This window comes from Streptococcus sp. HMSC074B11, from assembly GCF_001808705.1.
Classification (GTDB): Bacteria; Bacillota; Bacilli; order Lactobacillales; family Streptococcaceae; genus Streptococcus.
On the sequence record NZ_KV794273.1, the window covers coordinates 108,487 to 127,586 of the forward strand.

The 19,100-nt window shown below is 42.8% G+C and carries 15 protein-coding genes; 1 reads left to right on the forward strand and 14 read right to left on the reverse strand.

Annotated elements, in window-relative coordinates; all coding sequences use genetic code 11:
• Positions 1–29: 29 nt before the first annotated feature.
• The 14 genes from HMPREF2619_RS05490 to HMPREF2619_RS05555 form a co-directional block, all read right to left on the reverse strand.
• A complete protein-coding gene (locus tag HMPREF2619_RS05490; RefSeq protein WP_070459799.1) occupies positions 30–2,246 on the reverse strand; it encodes a RelA/SpoT family protein in 2,217 nt (738 codons plus the stop codon).
• A gap of 144 nt (positions 2,247–2,390) precedes the next feature.
• Complete coding sequence (locus HMPREF2619_RS05495) at positions 2,391–3,521, reverse strand: ABC transporter ATP-binding protein (RefSeq protein WP_070459801.1); 1,131 nt, start codon at positions 3,519–3,521, stop codon at positions 2,391–2,393.
• 113 nt (positions 3,522–3,634) lie between these two features.
• Positions 3,635–4,504 (reverse strand): helix-turn-helix domain-containing protein, encoded by an 870-nt coding sequence (locus HMPREF2619_RS05500; RefSeq protein ID WP_070459804.1) that lies wholly within the window; start codon positions 4,502–4,504, stop codon positions 3,635–3,637.
• A gap of 2 nt (positions 4,505–4,506) precedes the next feature.
• A complete protein-coding gene (locus HMPREF2619_RS05505) occupies positions 4,507–4,893 on the reverse strand; it encodes a Mini-ribonuclease 3 (protein ID WP_045763483.1) in 387 nt (128 codons plus the stop codon).
• Positions 4,886–6,229: a cysteine--tRNA ligase gene (gene cysS, locus HMPREF2619_RS05510; RefSeq protein ID WP_070460268.1), complete on the reverse strand. Its 1,344-nt coding sequence runs from the start codon at positions 6,227–6,229 to the stop codon at positions 4,886–4,888. Before cysS ends, HMPREF2619_RS05505 begins: the two co-directional genes overlap by 8 nt.
• A gap of 223 nt (positions 6,230–6,452) precedes the next feature.
• Positions 6,453–7,217 (reverse strand): nucleoside phosphorylase, encoded by a 765-nt coding sequence (locus HMPREF2619_RS05515; protein ID WP_070459808.1) that lies wholly within the window; start codon positions 7,215–7,217, stop codon positions 6,453–6,455.
• Positions 7,218–7,220: 3 nt separating this feature from the next.
• Positions 7,221–8,087 carry a GNAT family N-acetyltransferase gene (locus tag HMPREF2619_RS05520; protein ID WP_070459809.1) on the reverse strand — a complete coding sequence of 289 codons (867 nt, stop codon included), beginning with the start codon at positions 8,085–8,087 and terminating at the stop codon, positions 7,221–7,223.
• An 11-nt stretch (positions 8,088–8,098) separates the two neighbouring features.
• Entirely contained in the window at positions 8,099–8,716 is a 618-nt protein-coding gene (gene cysE / locus HMPREF2619_RS05525) for a serine O-acetyltransferase (protein WP_070459811.1), read from the reverse strand.
• 15 nt (positions 8,717–8,731) lie between these two features.
• Positions 8,732–10,954, reverse strand: a complete 2,223-nt coding sequence (pnp, locus tag HMPREF2619_RS05530; RefSeq protein WP_070459814.1) for a polyribonucleotide nucleotidyltransferase — start codon at positions 10,952–10,954, stop codon at positions 8,732–8,734.
• A 470-nt stretch (positions 10,955–11,424) separates the two neighbouring features.
• The gene (gene metF / locus HMPREF2619_RS05535) at positions 11,425–12,294 is read right to left on the reverse strand and encodes a methylenetetrahydrofolate reductase [NAD(P)H] (RefSeq protein ID WP_070459817.1); all 870 of its coding nucleotides are present in this window, start codon (positions 12,292–12,294) and stop codon (positions 11,425–11,427) included.
• 62 nt (positions 12,295–12,356) lie between these two features.
• Positions 12,357–14,606, reverse strand: coding sequence for a 5-methyltetrahydropteroyltriglutamate--homocysteine S-methyltransferase (gene metE, locus HMPREF2619_RS05540; RefSeq protein WP_070459821.1), 2,250 nt, complete (start codon positions 14,604–14,606; stop codon positions 12,357–12,359).
• 243 nt (positions 14,607–14,849) lie between these two features.
• Complete coding sequence (locus tag HMPREF2619_RS05545; RefSeq protein WP_070459824.1) at positions 14,850–15,212, reverse strand: TIGR02328 family protein; 363 nt, start codon at positions 15,210–15,212, stop codon at positions 14,850–14,852.
• A complete protein-coding gene (locus HMPREF2619_RS05550) occupies positions 15,196–15,600 on the reverse strand; it encodes a YbgA family protein (RefSeq protein ID WP_070459827.1) in 405 nt (134 codons plus the stop codon). The genes HMPREF2619_RS05545 and HMPREF2619_RS05550 overlap by 17 nt, the downstream gene beginning before the upstream one ends.
• A 38-nt stretch (positions 15,601–15,638) precedes the next feature.
• On the reverse strand, positions 15,639–18,284 hold the full coding sequence (locus HMPREF2619_RS05555) for a DEAD/DEAH box helicase family protein (RefSeq protein ID WP_070459830.1): 2,646 nt from the start codon (positions 18,282–18,284) through the stop codon (positions 15,639–15,641).
• A 136-nt stretch (positions 18,285–18,420) separates the two neighbouring features.
• On the opposite strand from HMPREF2619_RS05555, the gene HMPREF2619_RS05560 reads away from it, so the two are divergent.
• Positions 18,421–19,041 carry a TVP38/TMEM64 family protein gene (locus HMPREF2619_RS05560; protein ID WP_045763499.1) on the forward strand — a complete coding sequence of 207 codons (621 nt, stop codon included), beginning with the start codon at positions 18,421–18,423 and terminating at the stop codon, positions 19,039–19,041.
• Positions 19,042–19,100 lie beyond the last annotated feature (59 nt).

A 19,100-nucleotide genomic window follows, 5' to 3' on the forward strand; every position in this document is an offset into this window, starting at 1 on the left:
AATAGCCTTTCTAGATCTATCGCCCCAACTTAACCATTGGTCCGTTTAACAGAGTAGACTTCTGGTACGCTCTTAATCTTATCAACTACCGTTGTCAGAGTTGAAAGGTTAGAAATCCCAAATGAAACGTGAATATTCGCAAATTTCATATCTTTGGTAGGCTGGGCATTGACCGTTGAGATGTTTTTAGTTGTATTTGACAAGACCTGTAAAACATCGTTCAAAAGTCCAGTACGATTGAGACCGTAAATATCGATATGAGCGATATATTCCTTGCTTGAGAATTGATCTTCCCACTCAACATCTAATAGACGTTGCTCGTAGTTTTCCTGCGAACGAAGATTCATACAGTCAACACGGTGGATAGCAACACCACGACCTTTAGTAATGTAGCCGACGATATCATCACCTGGAACAGGGTTACAACATTTGGCAATCCGCACCAAGAGACCAGAGGCTCCCTCGATGACAACACCACCCTCATGCTTCACCTTGAGGGTTTCCTTGTTTTCAACCTTGACTTCGCCACCCTTGACCAACTCTTCAGCTTCTGCCCTGGCCTTGGCGCGTTCTTCCTCACGGCGCTCTTTTTCAGTTAAACGGTTAAAGACTGTGATGGCACCAATTTCCCCAAATCCAATAGCCGCAAAGAGAGCTTCCTCTGTCTTATAGCTAGTTTTTTGGAGAACTTCATCCATATGACGCTTGTCCATGAATTTATTAGCCACATAGCCATTCTCCTGGAATTGACTCATCAGCATTTCACGTCCTTTATTGATGGACAATTCTTTGTCTTGGTTCTTAAAGAACTGACGAATTTTGTTACGAGCCTTGCTGGTTTTAACCATGTTGAGCCAGTCACGACTTGGTCCAAAGGAATTTGGATTGGTGATGATTTCAACCTGATCACCCGTTTTTAGCTTGGTAGTCAAGGGAACCATACGACCATTTACCTTAGCACCTGTTGCTTTTTCCCCAATCTTTGTATGGATTTCGTAGGCAAAGTCAATCGGTCCAGAATCCTTTGGAAGTGAACGAACCGCCCCATCTGGAGTAAAGACATAGATTTCTTCTGCCAGATAATTCTCTTTGACCGTCTCTACGAAATCCTTAGCATCATTGGACTGATCTTGGAGCTCCATCATCTCCTTGATCCAATTCATTCCAATGGTAGATTCCTTGCTATTAACCTGACCCTTGATTCCTTTTTTGTAGGCCCAGTGAGCCGCAACACCGTACTCAGCAACCTCATGCATTTCCTTGGTTCGAATCTGGAATTCAATAGGTCCCTTTGGCCCATAAACAGTTGTATGGATGGACTGGTAACCATTGGCCTTACGGTTGGCAATGTAGTCCTTAAAACGTCCAGGCATTGGTTTCCAAAGCTCATGGACATATCCCAACATAGCATAGACATCACTCTGAGTGTCTAGGATACAACGAATGGCAATTAAGTCGTAGATCTCTTCAAAGCGTTTTTTCTTATCCTGCATCTTGCGATAAATAGAGTAGATATGCTTTGGACGGCCATAGATTTTCCCTGTAAGATGGCGCTCAGAAGAGTATTCCTCAAGTTTTGTCACAACTTCATCGACCAAGGCTTCGCGTTCTTGACGTTTTTCCTTCATCATGTGACTAATCTTGTAAAATTCAGTTGGATTGAGATAGCGGAAAGAGAGATCTTCTAGTTCCCACTTAACGCTTGAAATCCCCAAACGGTGAGCAAGCGGTGCATAGATTTCCATGGTTTCTCTAGAAATACGCTCCTGCTTGTCCTTACGAAGATGTTTGAGGGTGCGCATATTGTGCAGACGGTCAGAAAGTTTGACCAAGATAACACGGATATCCTCTGACATGGCCATAAGCATCTTGCGGTGGTTTTCAGCCAGCTGCTCTTCGATAGACTTGTACTCAACCTTACCAAGTTTGGTAACACCATCCACAATCACTCGAACATCATGGCCAAACTCACGCTCTAAGTCATCCAAGGTAGCTTCTGTGTCTTCTACCACGTCATGCAAAAAACCGCAGGCAACTGTAACAGCATCTAACTTGAGTTTAGCCAAAATTCCAGCTACCTGAATGGGATGAATAATGTAGGGCTCACCTGATTTACGATACTGGCCACTATGGCATTCAACAGCATAAACCAAGGCCTTATGGACAAAAGCCACATCTTCTTTCGATAAATATTTTTGCGTTAAAGCGACAACTTCATCGCCTGAATAAATTACTTCTTTTGGCATGCATACTCTCCAATTCTTCCTACCATTTTAACACTTTTTTGAGGATATGAAAACTAGAAAAGCCTCTTCTGTAAGAGTTTGCTAAACTTAATAAAAAAACACTACCAGAAAAAATCTAGTAGTGCTCATTGATTCAAATCTATCTTAGTAAACTGTTTTTTCAGTTTCTACATCGAAGAAGTGAGCTTTGTTCAAGTCAAATCCAAGTTCAACTGTTGCACCAGCTTGCAAGTAGTCACGAGCGTCAACTTTTGCAACGAATTCATCTTTACCAACTTGGCAGTATAGGTGAGATTCTGAACCTAGCAATTCTGATACAGAGATTGTTGCTTTCACAACTGATTCTGGGAATGTTTCAAGGAAAGCAGGTTCTGCATTCACATCTTCTGGACGGATACCGAAGATCAATTCTTTACCTTCGTAGCCTTTTTCACGAAGAACTTTCAAAGCACCTTCTGGAACTTTCAAAGTAAATCCGTCAGCAACAATGCGGTCACCGTTCAATTTAACATTGATGAAGTTCATAGCTGGGCTTCCGATAAATCCTGCTACGAATTTGTTCACTGGGTTTTTGTAAACTTCTTGAGGAGTACCGATTTGTTCAACACGTCCGATAGTACCTGTACCAGCAGGGTTTTTAGTTGCTGACATGATAACGATACGGTCTGCAAGTGTCATCGCTTCTGTTTGGTCGTGAGTTACGTAGATAGTTGTAGCTCCGATACGACGGTGGATTTTAGCAATTTCAGCACGCATTGATACACGAAGTTTAGCATCCAAGTTTGACAAAGGTTCGTCCATCAAGAATACTTTTGCATCACGGACGATCGCACGACCCATGGCAACACGTTGACGTTGACCACCTGAAAGGTCAGCTGGTTTACGATCCAAGAATTCTTTCAAACCAAGAATTTCTGCTGCTTCTTGTACACGTTTGTCGATGTCTTCTTTGCTGTATTTACGCAATTTCAAACCAAAAGCCATGTTATCGTATACAGTCATGTGTGGGTAAAGAGCGTAGTTTTGGAATACCATGGCGATGTCACGGTCTTTTGGAGCTACGTCATTGACAACCACGCCATCGATAGATGCAGTACCTTCTGTGATGTCTTCAAGACCTGCAATCATACGAAGAGTAGTTGATTTACCACATCCTGAAGGTCCTACGAAAACGATGAACTCTTTGTCTTTAATGTTCAAGTTGAAATCTTCAACTGAGTAGTGTTCGCTATTTGGATATTTTTTGTAAATATTTTTAAGATTTAATTCTACCATTTCGGTGAACTCCTTTTGTCATTTGATAGTTTTATTATAGATGAAAACGCTTTACATTTCTATGGCAAGGTGACCAAAAAAATAAAAAAGTTCTGTGCAACTTGCACAAAACTTTAAATAATATCTGGTAAAATCAACTGATAACACAAGGTCAAATCAGTCAATTCTTTCAACTGCAGTCCTGTCAGTTCTTCCCACTTATCAATCTTATATTGGAGAGAATTGCGGTGCAGATAGAGCTGCTGTGCTGTTTTAGTCAGGACTGCACTGTTTTCCCACAGTGAAAGGATGATTTCCTGAATCTGATCCTGGTCCACAATCATCTGATGCAGATATTCTTTGATAACTAGGAGATCCACAATTCTTTCACCCATACTCCACAGATAGAGTTGAGAAAAAGTATGAAATCCTTGATGTCCTTGTCGCCACCAGTTTTTGAACAAGTCACGTTCTGCTTTGATGAGATCTGACAGAGCCTGATGTCCAGTTTGTGACCAGACCTGACCTAACATGATGGATAAACGTACTCCAAAGTCATATTCTACGGCTTCCAAGGTATCCATCAAGATAGAGCGAACGGATGTGTACTTATCCTGTTGGAGAACAAAAATGTAATCCTGCGCTCCCACCTGAAGCACTGTTTGACAATTTGGAAAGAGGGTTCCCATCATCTCTAACCAAGACGTTAAATTTTCCTGTTGGAAATAGGATAGGTGACAATAGACAAGCTGCAATTTTTTAAAGTTTTGCGGTGCCTGTCCTTTGCCTTCAATGAGATAACTATACCAGGGATTGAGGGAAATGGTTTGCTCCTGTTTGGTTAAGAGAGCCACCAGTTGTTTTTCACGCTCGCTAAGACTAGCTTCCTCAAGCAAAAGCCACTGATAATTTGACAGAGGTAGACTTAGATAACCCTCTTTATCAACTGGCTGATCTAAGATTTTACCATCAGGAAACCAATCCAGTAGTTCTTTTGCAATCATTTCTAGCCCTCCACTTTTTGGATACACCAAGAAATCAAGGTTTCGAGGCGCTCCACATTTTCTGTCATATGAAGATAGCCCATGACCGCTTCAAAACCCGTGGACATACGGTAGGTTACCACATCCGCATTCTTAGCCTTGGTATGACTGTTGGTATTGCGGCCCCGTTTATAGATTTCTTCCTCTTTTTCCGTTAGGACTTCTTCTTCCAGCATGAGGGAAATCAAGTGTGCCTGAGCCTTGGCCGACACATACTTGGTTGCCTCTTGGTGAAGTTTATTGGGTTTGGTCATGCCTTTGAGAATGAGATGGCGACGGATATACATAGAATAAACCGCATCTCCTTCAAAGGCTAGAGCAATCCCGTTAATGAGATTGACATCAATCACGTGTCCACCTCACTCCATCCTTGGTATCAAGCAATTTAATCCCTTGTGCAGCTAGTTGGTCACGAATTTGGTCAGCTGTTGCAAAGTCTTTATTTGCACGTGCTTCTTGACGTTTTTGGATCAAGGCTTCAATCTCTTCATCCAAAACTTCTTCAACAAAGACCACTCCAAAGACTTCCAACATGGCAGCAAGAGTTTCCTTGACAGCCGCATCATAGTTTCCTGAGTTGATCCACTTGGCCATTTCAAAGACAACGGTGATTCCGTTAGCTGTATTGAAATCTTCATCCATGGCAGCTACAAACTTATCTTTAAAAGCTTGCAACTCCCCCGCATCTACAGTTCCAGTAAATGGTTGCTCGTACGTGTTCTTCAAATACTTGAGATTGGTCTCTGCATCTCGCACTGCTTTTTCCGTAAAGTTGATTGGCTTACGATAGTGCTGGGTCGCAAAGAAGAAACGCAACACTTGACCATCGATAGTTTTGAGAGCATCGTGTACCGTAATGAAGTTCCCCAAAGACTTAGACATCTTGACATTGTCGATATTGACAAAACCATTGTGCATCCAGTAGTTGGCAAAGGTCTTGCCTGTTTTAGCTTCAGACTGGGCAATTTCGTTGGTATGGTGAGGAAACTCAAGGTCAGCTCCACCACCGTGAATATCGATGGTATCACCCAAAATCTCCGTTGACATGACCGAACATTCGATATGCCAGCCTGGACGTCCAGGTCCCCAAGGACTGTCCCAAGAAATCTCACCTGGTTTAGCAGATTTCCAAAGAGCAAAGTCTACAGGGTTTTCCTTGCGAACTGTTTCCTCATCTGTACGACCTGAAGCACCTAGTTCCAAGTCTTCTAGTGTTTTATTAGCTAACTTAGCATAGTTATGAGATTTTTCCACACGGAAATAGACATCTCCTTGACTCTCATAAGCATAGCCCTTTTCAATCAAATCAACAACAAAACGAATAATATCATCCATAAACTCGACTACACGAGGATGACGAGTTGCAGGCTTCACGCCTAAAGCCGTCACGTCCTCACGAAAGGCAGCAATGTACTTGTCCGCTACTTCTTGAGGTGTGATGCCTTCTTCCTTGGCTCGGTTGATAATCTTGTCATCTACATCGGTAAAGTTGGAAATGTAGGCAACCTCATAACCACGGTACTCAAAGTAGCGACGAATGGTATCGAAGGCTACTGTCGAGCGGGCATTCCCTACGTGAATGTAGTTGTATACAGTTGGCCCACAGACATACATGAGAACCTCTCCCTTTGTAATCGGGACAAATTCTCGTAAATCACGAGACATGGTGTCATAGATTTTAATCATAAAATAATAGTCAGGAAAGCTAAAATTCATAAACAGATATTTTCATAACTAACTGTTCAACTAAATTTTAGTCCGATTGCCTGTCACAAATCGGATTTCCTTGCTCCTTTCTAAACATAAAAGAAGAATACAGTAAAAAGATGAAGGGAGTCACTACGGAAGTTTTATTGCTATGTTTTCCGTTAGGCTCCCTTCCTTTCTTGTTTCGAATTTATCGTAAAGACTAGTCAACTAACTCTTGAGCAATAACTAGGGCTATCTCAAAGAAAGTCATAGCATCCGCTTTTCTATCCTCGCGTCTAGCATCCCATTCGTGATTTTGATGGTCGACATAGTCAGCTGTGTAGAAAAACTGATAGACATTGGCTAGTCGATATTGGGCCCAGGCCATGATAGCTGAAGCTTCCATATCTACAACTCTAGCTCCTGCTGCTAGTCTTCGTTTGACTTTAGCAGCTGTCTCACGATAGAAGGCATCTGTGGTCCAAGACTTTGTTCGAATATGCTCAATGCCAGCTTTATCCAAGGCTTTTTCCATAGTTAAGAGTAAAGATTGCTCATAGACTATTTCATCACTTGCTGGAGCATAGTGATAACTAGTACCTTCATCACGTAAAGCCGAGCTTGGTAGGATAATCTTATCTGCTTGAATAGACTGGTCTAGAACTCCGCAAGATCCTAAAACGATAAAGTTCTTAAATCCTCTTGCTTTGAGTTCTTCTAAGAGTCCAACAACCATTGGAGCTCCAATAAGAGCCATAGAAACTGCTATCTTACTCCCATCTTTTTCATAGATATACCATGGCAGTTTGCCATTTAGATTGGTAAGATAACCACCTTCGTAGACACCATCTATCTGCTTTACTCGTTCAAGGATTTCTCCATTAAAAGACAAGATAATGGTATCACAGATTTCTCCACCACTAAGGAGGCTTCGATTAGTTGGCTCTATAACAGCAGGCACATTTTCAAATTCTTCTAATAGCATTTATTACTCTTTCGCATTCAGATAAACCACCTGGGTCTGTTTAACAAAGCCAATCTTTTCATACAAACGTTTGGCTCCTACATTGCTATCTTCCACGGCAATCTGAAACTCCTTGTCATTTTGCTCAATCAGTTTGTTGACAAGGGATTTTGCTAGATAGCTTCCGTAGCCTTTTCCACGTTCAGGTTCCGATATTGCTAAACCGTAGAAGTAATTCGTATCGCTTGATAAATCAACCGTGCAAGTTCCAATAACCTGGCCGTTTTTTAATAAAATATATAAGCGACTTTCTGGATCTTTCAGAGCTTCAGCGACATATCTATCCACAACTTCTCTAGATTCATGCTCCTCTGAAAATACCTGAAATTTTAACTGACTAATTTGATCCTGATACGAACAATCTGCTAACAAAACTTCAAGATTGGAAAGTTTTGCTAACGGATAAGGTCTTCTATCCTTACCTAACCAAGTTTCTGTCTCTTCATCCTCAACCAGTCCCCAGTTGCTAACAAAATCAAGATGGCGGTCTAGAAAAACACGCTCTGTCTGAAAAGTGACTGAATGAATCGGAAAAGAAGCTGTTTCTCTCTCAAAACTAGTAAACAATGCACGCGCAATTCCTTGACGGCGATGATCTGGATGAACCAGTATTGTCACTTCCACATCTTGATCATCTGCATAAACCGTTAATAGGCCAACAAGTTCGCCTTTTTCGTAATAAAGGAAAAAGGCGGGCATGTTTGGGTCAAAATTAAGCATGTTAGAGAGATAGGGATCACGATAGGTACCGTCATAGTTTTGGCAACAGTTAATTAGTTTTTTCGCCTCAGATAACTCCTCTTGGCTTAACTTGTTTCTTGCTTGAATCATATAGATATCCTCTACAAACCTGACGATCTATGACTGGCATCTCTCGCCTGCTCAAGTTTATTGACGTAGTATTCCCGTTTTACTTCAACTTCGTGAATGGTTGGTTCATCCTTTTGCCCATGAACTCGGACAATCTTGGCCGGAATACCGACAACTGTTACATCACTAGGAACATCTGCTACGACAACTGCTGCAGCACCGACTTTGGCATTTTCACCGATTTCTACAGGACCAATGACTTGAGCATGAGCAGAGATGAGAGCTCCTTTACGAACGGTCGGATGGCGTTTGCCAACATCCTTCCCTGTCCCACCAAGAGTTACCCCGTGGTAGAGAAGAACCCCTTTTTCAACAATGGCTGTCTCCCCAATCACAAGTCCTGCCCCATGGTCGATAAAGACACCTGATTCAATCTGAGCTCCAGGGTGAATCTCAATCTGAGTCCAAAAACGCCAAAACTGGCTATGCATGCGAGCTAAAAGCTTAAAGCCATTCTTCCAGAGAAAATGAGAGAGACGGTGAGCAGCCAAGGCTTTGACACCAGGATAAGTCAGCAAGACTTCCAAGGTAGTGCGAGCCGCTGGATCATTTTCTTTTACGATATCAATGGTTTCACGCCACCATCCCATACATTTCTCCTTTTCTTATTCTGAGTCTTTTGGTGTTTCTGTAGTTTCTTTCTTAGGTTTGTGGTCTTTGTGGTGGTGACGAGGACGATCGCCATGACGAGGACCTTTATCCCCTTTTTCTTCTGAACGTTCAGGTTTTGGCGGTCGTGGCAAGAGTGCCTTCATAGAAGCATCTACACGACCTTTTTCATCGATCTTAATAACCTTCACATCTACAAAATCACCAATTTGAACTAAATCTTCTACATTATTGGTACGTGTCCAAGCCATTTCAGAGATGTGTACGAGGGCATCTGTCTTGTCAAAGAGGTTGACAAAGGCACCAAATTTCTCGATACGAACAACTTTGGCATGGTAGACTTCGTCCACTTTCGCTTCACGAACCAAACCAGCAATGATTTCTTTGGTACGGTTAATGGCAGCTTGGTCGCTCGAGTAGATAGACACATTTCCTTCTTCGTCGATATCAATCTTAACGCCTGTTTCAGCGATGATCTTGTCGATGGTTTCTCCACCTTTACCGATGACAATCTTAATCTTATCCACATCAATCTTGATGGTATCAATTTTCGGAGCAGTTGGAGCCAATTCTGGACGAACTTCTGGAATAGTAGCTTCGATGACGTCAAGGATTTCAAAACGAGCTTTCTTGGCTTGGGCAAGAGCTTCAGTCAAGATTTCTGCAGTAATCCCTTGGATCTTGATATCCATTTGAAGGGCTGTAATCCCGTCACGAGTACCTGCAACCTTAAAGTCCATGTCTCCAAAGTGGTCTTCCAAACCTTGGATATCTGTCAAGACTGTGTAGTTATTTCCATCTGAGATGAGACCCATAGCAATACCAGCTACTGGCGCCTTGATTGGTACACCACCAGCCATAAGGGCAAGTGTTCCCGCACAGATAGAGGCTTGAGAAGAAGAACCGTTTGATTCCAACACTTCTGCTACTAGACGGATCGCGTATGGGAATTCTTCCAAGCTTGGCAATACTTGAGCAAGAGCACGCTCACCGAGAGCACCGTGACCGATTTCACGACGACCAGGCGCACCGTAGCGACCTGTTTCCCCTACAGAGTATTGTGGGAAGTTATAGTGGTGCATAAAGCGTTTCTTGTACTCTGGATCCAAACCATCGATGATTTGCGTTTCACCCATTGGCGCCAAAGTCAAGATAGAAAGGGCCTGAGTTTGTCCACGAGTAAAGAGACCTGAACCGTGCACACGTGGAACGAAGTCAACAACCGCATCCAAAGGACGGATTTCGTCGACCTTACGACCATCAGGACGAACCTTGTCTTCTGTGATCAAACGGCGTACTTCTGTGTGTTCCATTTGTTCCAAGATTTCAGCCACATCACGCATGATACGGTCAAATTCTTCGTGGTCAGCATATTTTTCTTCGTAAACTGCTGTGACTTGGTCTTTCACTGCTTGAGTTGCAGCTTCACGAGCCAATTTTTCTTCTACTTGGACCGCTTTTTGAAGGTCACTGTTGTAGGCTGCGATGATTTCAGCTTGCAATTCTTCATCTACATGAAGCAATTCTACTTCTGCTTTTTCCTTACCGACTGCCGCAACGATTTCTTCTTGGAAGGCAATCAATTCTTTGACAGCTTCGTGTCCTTTAAGAAGAGCTTCCAACATGATTTCTTCTGACAATTCTTTGGCACCTGACTCTACCATGTTGATAGCGTGTTTTGTACCAGCTACTGTCAATTCAAGAAGCGATTGCTCTGCTTGTTCTTGAGTAGGATTGATGACGATTTCCCCATCAACATAACCCACTTGTACCCCAGCGATTGGGCCATCAAATGGAATATCTGAGATAGACAAGGCCAAGGATGAACCAAACATAGCTGCCATTGGTGCAGATGCATTTTCATCGTAAGAAAGCACAGTGTTGATCACTTGCACTTCATTACGGAAACCTTCCGCAAACATTGGACGGATCGGACGGTCAATCAAACGCGCTGTCAAAGTCGCATCTGTTGAAGGACGTCCTTCACGTTTCATAAAGCCACCAGGAAACTTCCCAGCTGCATACATTTTTTCTTCGTAGTTGACTTGAAGGGGGAAGAAATCCCCAGTTGCCATCTTCTTAGACATGACAGCTGCCGTCAAGACAGTTGACTCACCGTAACGCACGACAACAGAGCCATTTGCTTGCTTAGCAACCTGACCAGTCTCTACGATCAACTCACGACCCGCAAAAGTCGTTTGAAACACTTGTTTTGTCATTTTAATCCCCTTTGGATTGATAATATTATACGCCTTGCCTACAAAAATCAAGATACAAATCATTAGAAAGGTTTGATACTAAAGCATCTAAACCTTTCACGCTAATCGCTATCATGCGATTAGCTAAATGCTTTACTAACTCTCTCGTCAAATAATATCGATTTGACTCGCTCGTGTCGCTCTTCCTACCGTTAGTCATCAGAAAGGTTTGATGCTAAAACATCTAAACCTTTCACGCTAACCGCTATTAGGCGATTAGCTAAATGCTTTACTAACTCCCTCGTCAAATAATATCGATTTGACTCGCTCGTGTCGCTAAACCTTGCAGTTTGAATGCATTGTATTATTTTATACCCTCATCTTTGTATCAAGTACGTACAGAGTCTATTTTATCATATTTTTCTTAAAAAGTGCTGGCTTTTCTATTAAAAAGGAACCATTCCTCTATGAAAAGAGGAATGGTTTATTGATTATGATCCTTGAGGTTGATGATTGAACAAGGCATGGGTTGCTTGGTGAATGTACTGAGCAGTATCTGCATTATTCATGGTGTAGAGATGCACGCCTGCTACGTCTTGCGTTACCAAGTCCACGATTTGGTCCACGGCATAGGCAAGTCCTGCTGCTCTGAGTGACTCAGGGTCATTCTCATACTTGTCCAAGATAGCCTTAAACTTACGTGGAAGATGAATATTCTCACAAGTCTTCAAGAGACGAAGCGCTTGGTTACGGTTGAGGATTGGCATGATTCCTGCATGAATGGGCACATCAATCCCAGCCAAGGTACACTTGTCTTGGAAATCGTAGAAACGCTCATTGTCAAAGAAAAGCTGAGTTACAAGACTTGAGCAGCCTGCATCCACTTTTTTCTTGAGATTTTGAATATCTGAGATTTGGTTTGGCGAATCAGGATGTCCCTCAGGATAACAAGCACCAATGATATCAAAGTGTGGGGCCTGCTCCTTGATGAATTCAATCAGGTCTGTCGCATAACGGAAATCTTTTTGAGGCTCAACATCTGGAATGATATCTCCACGAAGGGCCAAGATTTTCTGTACTCCCACCTTATCCAAATCCGCAATGGTCTCAGCCACCTTATCCTTGGTCAAGTAAATGGCTGGCAAGTGAGCAATGGTTGGAATCTCCAAGTCATTTTGGATATAATCAGCCAAACGAACCGTCGTCTCTTTGATATTAAATTTATTATTGCTGGCAGTCACACTGATGAAGTGTGGGGCCAAGTCCTGCATATCTTTCAGGGCTGCAATAATTTTGTCATTGCCTACTGCTGGGTTTGGAGGGAAAACTTCAAATGAGAGGGACGGTGTTTGACGTGACATATGTATGAACCTTTTCTAGTTGATTTCTTACTGATCAACCATGTATGGAGAAATGTCTTTTCTTACAATTTCTCACGCGCAGCTTTAGCTGCTTCAACAAGGCGGATCAAGCTTTCTTTAGTTTCTGGGATACCACGTGTTTTCAAACCACAGTCAGGGTTGATCCAAACTTTTCTGCTTGGTACTTTAGCAAGGATGGCTTCGATGGTGTGGTCGATTTCGCCTTCATTAGGCACACGAGGTGAGTGGATATCGTAAACCCCAGGTCCAACTTCTGTTTGAAAATTTTTCGCTTTGAGTTCGTCCAAGATTTCAAGGTTTGAACGGCTAGCTTCAAATGAGATAACGTCGGCATCCATGTTGTCGATAGCTGGGATGATATCTGTAAATTCTGAGTAACACATGTGAGTGTGGATTTGTGTATCTGGTGCTACTGTTGAGTGTACCAAGCGGAAGGCTGGAATAGCCCAGTCAAGGTAGTCTTCGTACCAGTCGCTACGACGGAGTGGCAATTTCTCACGAAGAGCAGCCTCGTCGATTTGGATGATTTTCACACCTGCAGCTTCAAGGTCAAGAACTTCATCCTTGATTGCAAGAGCGATTTGAAGAGTAGAATCCTTGATAGAGATGTCTTCACGTGGGAATGACCAGTTAAGGATAGTAACAGGTCCAGTCAACATACCTTTAACAGGTTTATCAGTACGGCTTTGTGCGTAGCTAGACCATTTGACAGTGATTGGGTTGAGACGAGTCACATCACCCCAGATGATTGGTGGTTTAACCCCACGCATACCGTATGATTGTACCCAACCATTCTTAGAGAAGAGGTAACCTGACAAGTTTTGACCGAAGTACTCAACCATGTCATTACGCTCGAATTCACCGTGTACAAGCACGTCAAATCCAACTTCTTCTTGCCATTTGATCCATTCGTCAATGGTTTCAGCAAGGAAGGCATCGTATTCTTCTTGAGACAATTCACCCTTACGGAAGGCCAAACGTTTAGCACGAACTTCCTTAGTTTGAGGGAATGAACCGATTGTTGTTGTTGGAAGGGCTGGAAGTTTGAAGGCATCTTCTTGGATAGCTTCACGTTCTGCGAAGGCTGGCAAACGAGTGTAATCTGCGTCTGTCAATCCAGCGATACGAGCACGAAGTTCCGCATTTTCACCAACACGTTCAGCCGCAAAGAGTTCTTTGTTAGCTGCAAGAGCTTCTGCACCTTGACCGTTGCGGATAGCATCCAAATCACGAATCTCATCCAATTTTTCAACTGCAAAAGCAAAGTGGTTCAAGATAGCTGGTTCAAATTCTTCATTAGCAGTTGTAAATGGCACATGAAGAAGTGAACATGAGCTAGTCAAAACGATATTTTCAGCTGGGATTTGCTCAAGAACAGCCAAGCTCTTTTCGTAGTTGTTGCGCCAGATGTTCTTACCATTAACAATACCTGCATAAAGAGTCTTGTCAGCTGGGAAACCACCTTTAACGAGTTCAAGAGTTTTCTTACCTTCAACGAAGTCAAGACCGATAGCATCTACTGGCAAGTTCACAAGATCAGCGTAAACGTCACGAACGTCACCGAAGTAAGTTTGAAGCAAAACTTCAAGACCTTTTTTGTCAGCCAAGAGTTTGTTGTAGAGGTTCAAGAAGAGAGCTTTTTCTTCAGCTGTCAAGTCTTTCACAAGAGCAGCTTCGTCCAGTTGGATACGAGTCGCACCAAGTTCAGCCAATTTAGCAAAAACATCTTGGTAAGCAGCTACTAAGCTATCTACGAAGTCTTCTGCTTTCACACCTTCTTCAAAGTCTGACAATTGAAGGAAAGTGAATGGACCTACAAGGACAGGACGAGTGTTGAGACCAAGTTCTTTAGCTTCTTGGAACTCATCAAAAATCTTGTGACCAGCCAATTTTACTTGAGTGTCTTTTTCAAATTTTGGAACGATATAGTGGTAGTTAGTGTTGAACCATTTTTTCATCGGAAGGGCACGAACATCCCCTTTTTCTCCTTGGTAACCACGTCCCAAAGCAAAGTAACGTTCAAGATCAGACAAGTCCAAGTTTTGTACTGATGCAGGAACTACGTTGAAAAGAAAGGCAGCATCAAGGAAGTTGTCATAGTGAGAAAAGTCATTTGATGGGATTTCAGTGATGCCTTTTTCTTTGACGATGTTCCAGTGTTTTGCACGCAATTCTTTAGCCGCAGCCAAAAGTTCTTCTTCTGAGATTTCTTTTCTAAAGTATTTTTCAGTTGTAAATTTTAATTCACGGAATTCACCCAAACGTGGGAAACCGATAATTGTAGTTGACATGTTTTGTCCTCCAAAAATTGTTGTTGAAACTATCTTAACAGAAAAGAAAGCGTCTGTATAATTGTAAAAAATTAGGCTTTGATATAGTTTGAAACTATATCACTTTTTAAAGCACAAAAAAAGATTTGGAGAAGATTCCCCAAATCCTTTGATAGACAATGATTAATATAGTTTTTAAATATTTACGTTTAGAACAAAATATTAGTGAACCGAGAACTGACTATGGCTTGCTATTAGAAAAGACTATAGGTCTATCCCCTTGTCACGGAGATTAGCCAGACACTCCTCATAGTAGGCATGGTCATGCTCACTATAGATAGGACTTTTCAGCTTTTCCTCTGCTAAGTCTTCATACGGAGGACAGGTCTTGCCACGATAGTTCTTGTCCAGCCACTCTGGACTGACATTGTAACCACGGCTAGCCATCTCCTCCATGATCAAGCGATGATAGGCATAGAGACGATAGGGCGAGTGGGTAAAGACATAATCAACCGTCGCATGCTTTCTGCCCCAGCCATTGCCACGAAGGGCGCAACACTCTCGATGTTGTCCCAAGAGCTGAGGACGGGGAAGTTGTGAAATCAAAGCCTCATGCCAAAGTCTCATGGGAGTCTCCTTTCAGCAAGGTAGAATGTTGCAGATAAGCATTTGGGTAACATTTAAGCAACTCTCGAGTCTTAGCGATCAAGTCTTGCTTGGAAGCTTGACCAAAGCGATAGCGATCCAACAAGAGCATATAGTCTCTACGCTCATCAAGGCTGGCTTGCTTTTTAAAATAGCCCCAAATATGTTGAAAGGCGTTGCAAACCTGACCCCTGTGCTCTGGAATCTGGCAGGCACGGTCAATCATCTCTTGAACCTGACTCACCTCCACCTGTTCATTCTTCAAGTATTGGCGAATCTCATTGTAAATATTGCTGGAATGGCTCAAAACAAGGTATTTATTTTCCGCCCAGAGTTGCTGACAAAGGGCACGTTGGTTGTTATTATTCATAACTGATATTATACCATGTTTTAAGTAAAAATTCCCCCCTACTTCAAAGCACTTTTAACCTTCTTCTTGGTGATGAGGCGGTCATTTTTGTTGGCTAGGGATTTGAGTCGGGCTTCGAGTAAGATTTTTCTACCTGCTTCGTTACGGGTGTAGACTAGCTGGTAATCACCTAGCTGAGGTGCGACTGCGTCTAAAAAGAGCTGTGCTTCTTCCTTGCGTTTTTCAAAGAGGCTAGGGACTACGAAATACTTGGATTGGCCGGCTGGTACTTTTTTAGCGACTAAGAGGTAGCGTTGATTGTCCACGGGTGCAAAGAATTCTCCTAATGTCTGAGAAAAGAGTTCCTTGTCTCGCATACTGCCACCCTTAAGATAGGCAAAAACGCGATAGCTATCCTTATCTTCTTCCACCTGCACGCGCGACTGATCATCGGAAAGATGCCCCATCTTTAGCATGGCATTACGAATACCTTCACCCACCTGACGTAGGCGTACATAAGGACTCTTGTAAAAGAAATAACGGACTAAAGCAATAGTAAGCAAAACAAGGCTAATAGTCGTTAACCAAGCAAGACGAATACCATTTGTTTTAAAAAGATAGAGGAGGAGATTAACTGCAATCAATAAGAAAGAATAGCGAACCCACTTTTCAGCATCCACTAGTGTCAAGAGAGGGATTTGCTTACGATCCGTCGCTACCTCATTGACAATCTCTAGTTTATCCGCAACTACTAACGCCTCCTGCCATTTTTTGCGAAGGGAGGCACGATCTTTGGATAGTTCCATGATCTTCTCGTTATAGTCTTCGAGTTTCTTTTTCTTAAATGGGAACTCAGGAAAGTCCAAGCGATCCAGCCCTGTCTCGATGGTATCCTCCTTATAGGACAAGCCAAGGAAATGGTCCATACGACGGGCAAGGGTTTGGAGGTCTTGATAAGGATTGAGGTCTTGTTCTTCTTGATCCTCCTTAGAAAAGACTGGATTTTTGTAAGGTTTGATGGCTACTAGGTGCCAGATATTACTAGTCTTATCTGGATGTTCTGGCCAGATACGGATGGCACGGCCCCGCATCTGATTGCTGAGCATAAAGCTTCCGACAAAACTTCCGAGGATGAGAGAGTTGACGCAAGGCGCATCCCATCCTTCTCCCAAGAGAGACTTGGTTCCGACCAAGACCTGGATAGAACCACGTTGGAAAAGCTCGGTCACTGCTGCGACCATCCCCTTAAAGCTGGATGGAAAACCTACTTGGAGATAGGTCCCTTGGTCAAGTTTTCCGATGGCAGAGAAGGTCAAGCTAGTGTTTGGGATGAGTGCTTCGAGTTCAGCCTTGACAATGGCAGGTATGATAACCACACTTCCAGAAAGGACTGCTATAGGGACAGAAAGACCTTGCTTTTGTGCACTTCTGCGAATGGTTTCAAAGTAAGGTAGGACACCTAATTGAGTGATGGGTGCCTGATCATCTCCTAGATAGTTAGCAAAGTCCTTACGGATATAGTCTGCTAGGACTAGTTGTCTCAAGTCTTTTCCGAGGCTAGCATACTCGGTCGCAAAGATATCAGCAATTCCAGATAATTTCCCCAATGATTGGTTGAGGATTTGGTCATTGGCCTTGGATTTGACCAAGAAAACCTGACGTTTTTCAATCAGTCCTCTTGATTTTAGTTCTGCTTCTATTTTTTTCTTTGTCTCCTGCGGATCCTCATACCAGTCAGGAGTCTGATAGAGAAGGCCTTGCAAGAGGACTTCGATCCAATAATAATTAAGGGCAGGCAAGCCCTCAGCTCCTAATAAATCTCGTAGATGCTTGGGAATTTCCATCTTTTGAGCCTGTAGATAAATGAGGAGTGCTGAGAGATACTTGGGATTCTCAAGGAGCATATCCGCTGAAATTTCCTCTTTGAGAACCTTGGAACTCCGAATCAACTCTTGGAAGTCAGGATTAACGACTAGTTGGCTGACATACTGCCACTTGGTGTCTTCAAACTTTTCCAAGCGTTTGTCCTCTTCCTTAGTCGGAAAACAGATATAGACAAAGTCCTGATGAGGGCAAAGAGTGTCTTCCTTGACCAGTTCTGGCACTGTGATTTCTTGGTCAATCTCGCCACACATCTGGAGATAGCGTTCCCAGAGTTCTGGTTCACTGTCATAAGGCGGTGTCGCAGTGAGAGAGATGACTTTCAGTTGCTGGTAGTTTTTACGGAAGTCTTCTAGGCTCTTCCACCATTCATTTCTCAAATGATGGCATTCGTCCAGACAGAGGGTTTCAACTCCCTGCTCCTTAAGACTAGCAATAAGATCAAAACCGCCAAAGTCCACTGTCTCACCATTCTCTTCTTGAGATTGCACCTGTTGCATAGCACTGTGAAAAGCTTGGTAGGTGGCGATGGTGATTTGCTTCATGTCCTTGAGATTTTGAGACACGAGACTTGTGACTTGGTCCTCATCCTCTAAAAAGGCCTGACGAATCCTATCCACCCATTGTTCCCGAATGGTAACCGTCGGCACTAAAACCAGAGCTGGCTTATCAAAGCGGGCAATCAACTCAATCCCAATGGTTGTTTTACCAGAACCTGGTGCTGCCACCAAGTGGACATGGCCATCTGCCTGGTATTCTTGGAAGTTATCCAAGACCTGCTTTTGGTAGTTGCGCCAAGTGCCATTAAACTTCAATCCTAACATGATTTTCCTCATTCTAAGCTGTCATTTTCTTATTCCCATTTTACCATACTTGAGACTAAGTCACACGAAGTTTCCCATATAGTCTTTCTCCTTAAAATATGGTATAGTAGAATCATACTACACAAGAGGAGTTTACATGTCACACGATAAAGAAATGAAAGCTGTTTCTCCCCTTCTACAGCAAGCAATCAATATTTCTTCCATCATCGGTGGAGTTGGTACTTTGATTTTCTGTATCTGGGCCTATCAGGCTGGAGTCTTGCATTCTAAGGAAACCCTATCTGCCTTTATCCAACAGGCCGGTATCTGGGGGCCACCACTCTTTATCTTTTTACAGATTTTGCAGACGGTTGTTCCTATCATTCCTGGTGCTCTGACATCCGTTGCCGGTGTCTTTATCTACGGGCATATCGTGGGGACGATTTACAACTATATTGGTATTGTTATTGGTTGCGCCATTATCTTTTACTTGGTGCGTCTCTACGGAGCCCCCTTTGTTCAGTCTGTCGTCAGCAAGCGCACCTATGATAAGTACATTGGCTGGTTGGATAAGGGCAATCGTTTTGACCGTTTCTTTATTTTTATGATGATTTGGCCAGTTAGCCCAGCGGACTTTCTCTGTATGCTGGCTGCTCTGACCAAGATGAGCTTCAAGCGCTACATGACCATCATCATCTTGACCAAGCCCTTTACCCTGGTTGTTTACACTTATGGATTGACCTACATCATTGATTACTTTTGGCAAATGTTCGCCTGACCACTAAAAAAAGGTTGAGCAAAAACTCAATTTTATACTCAATGAAAATCAAAGAGCAA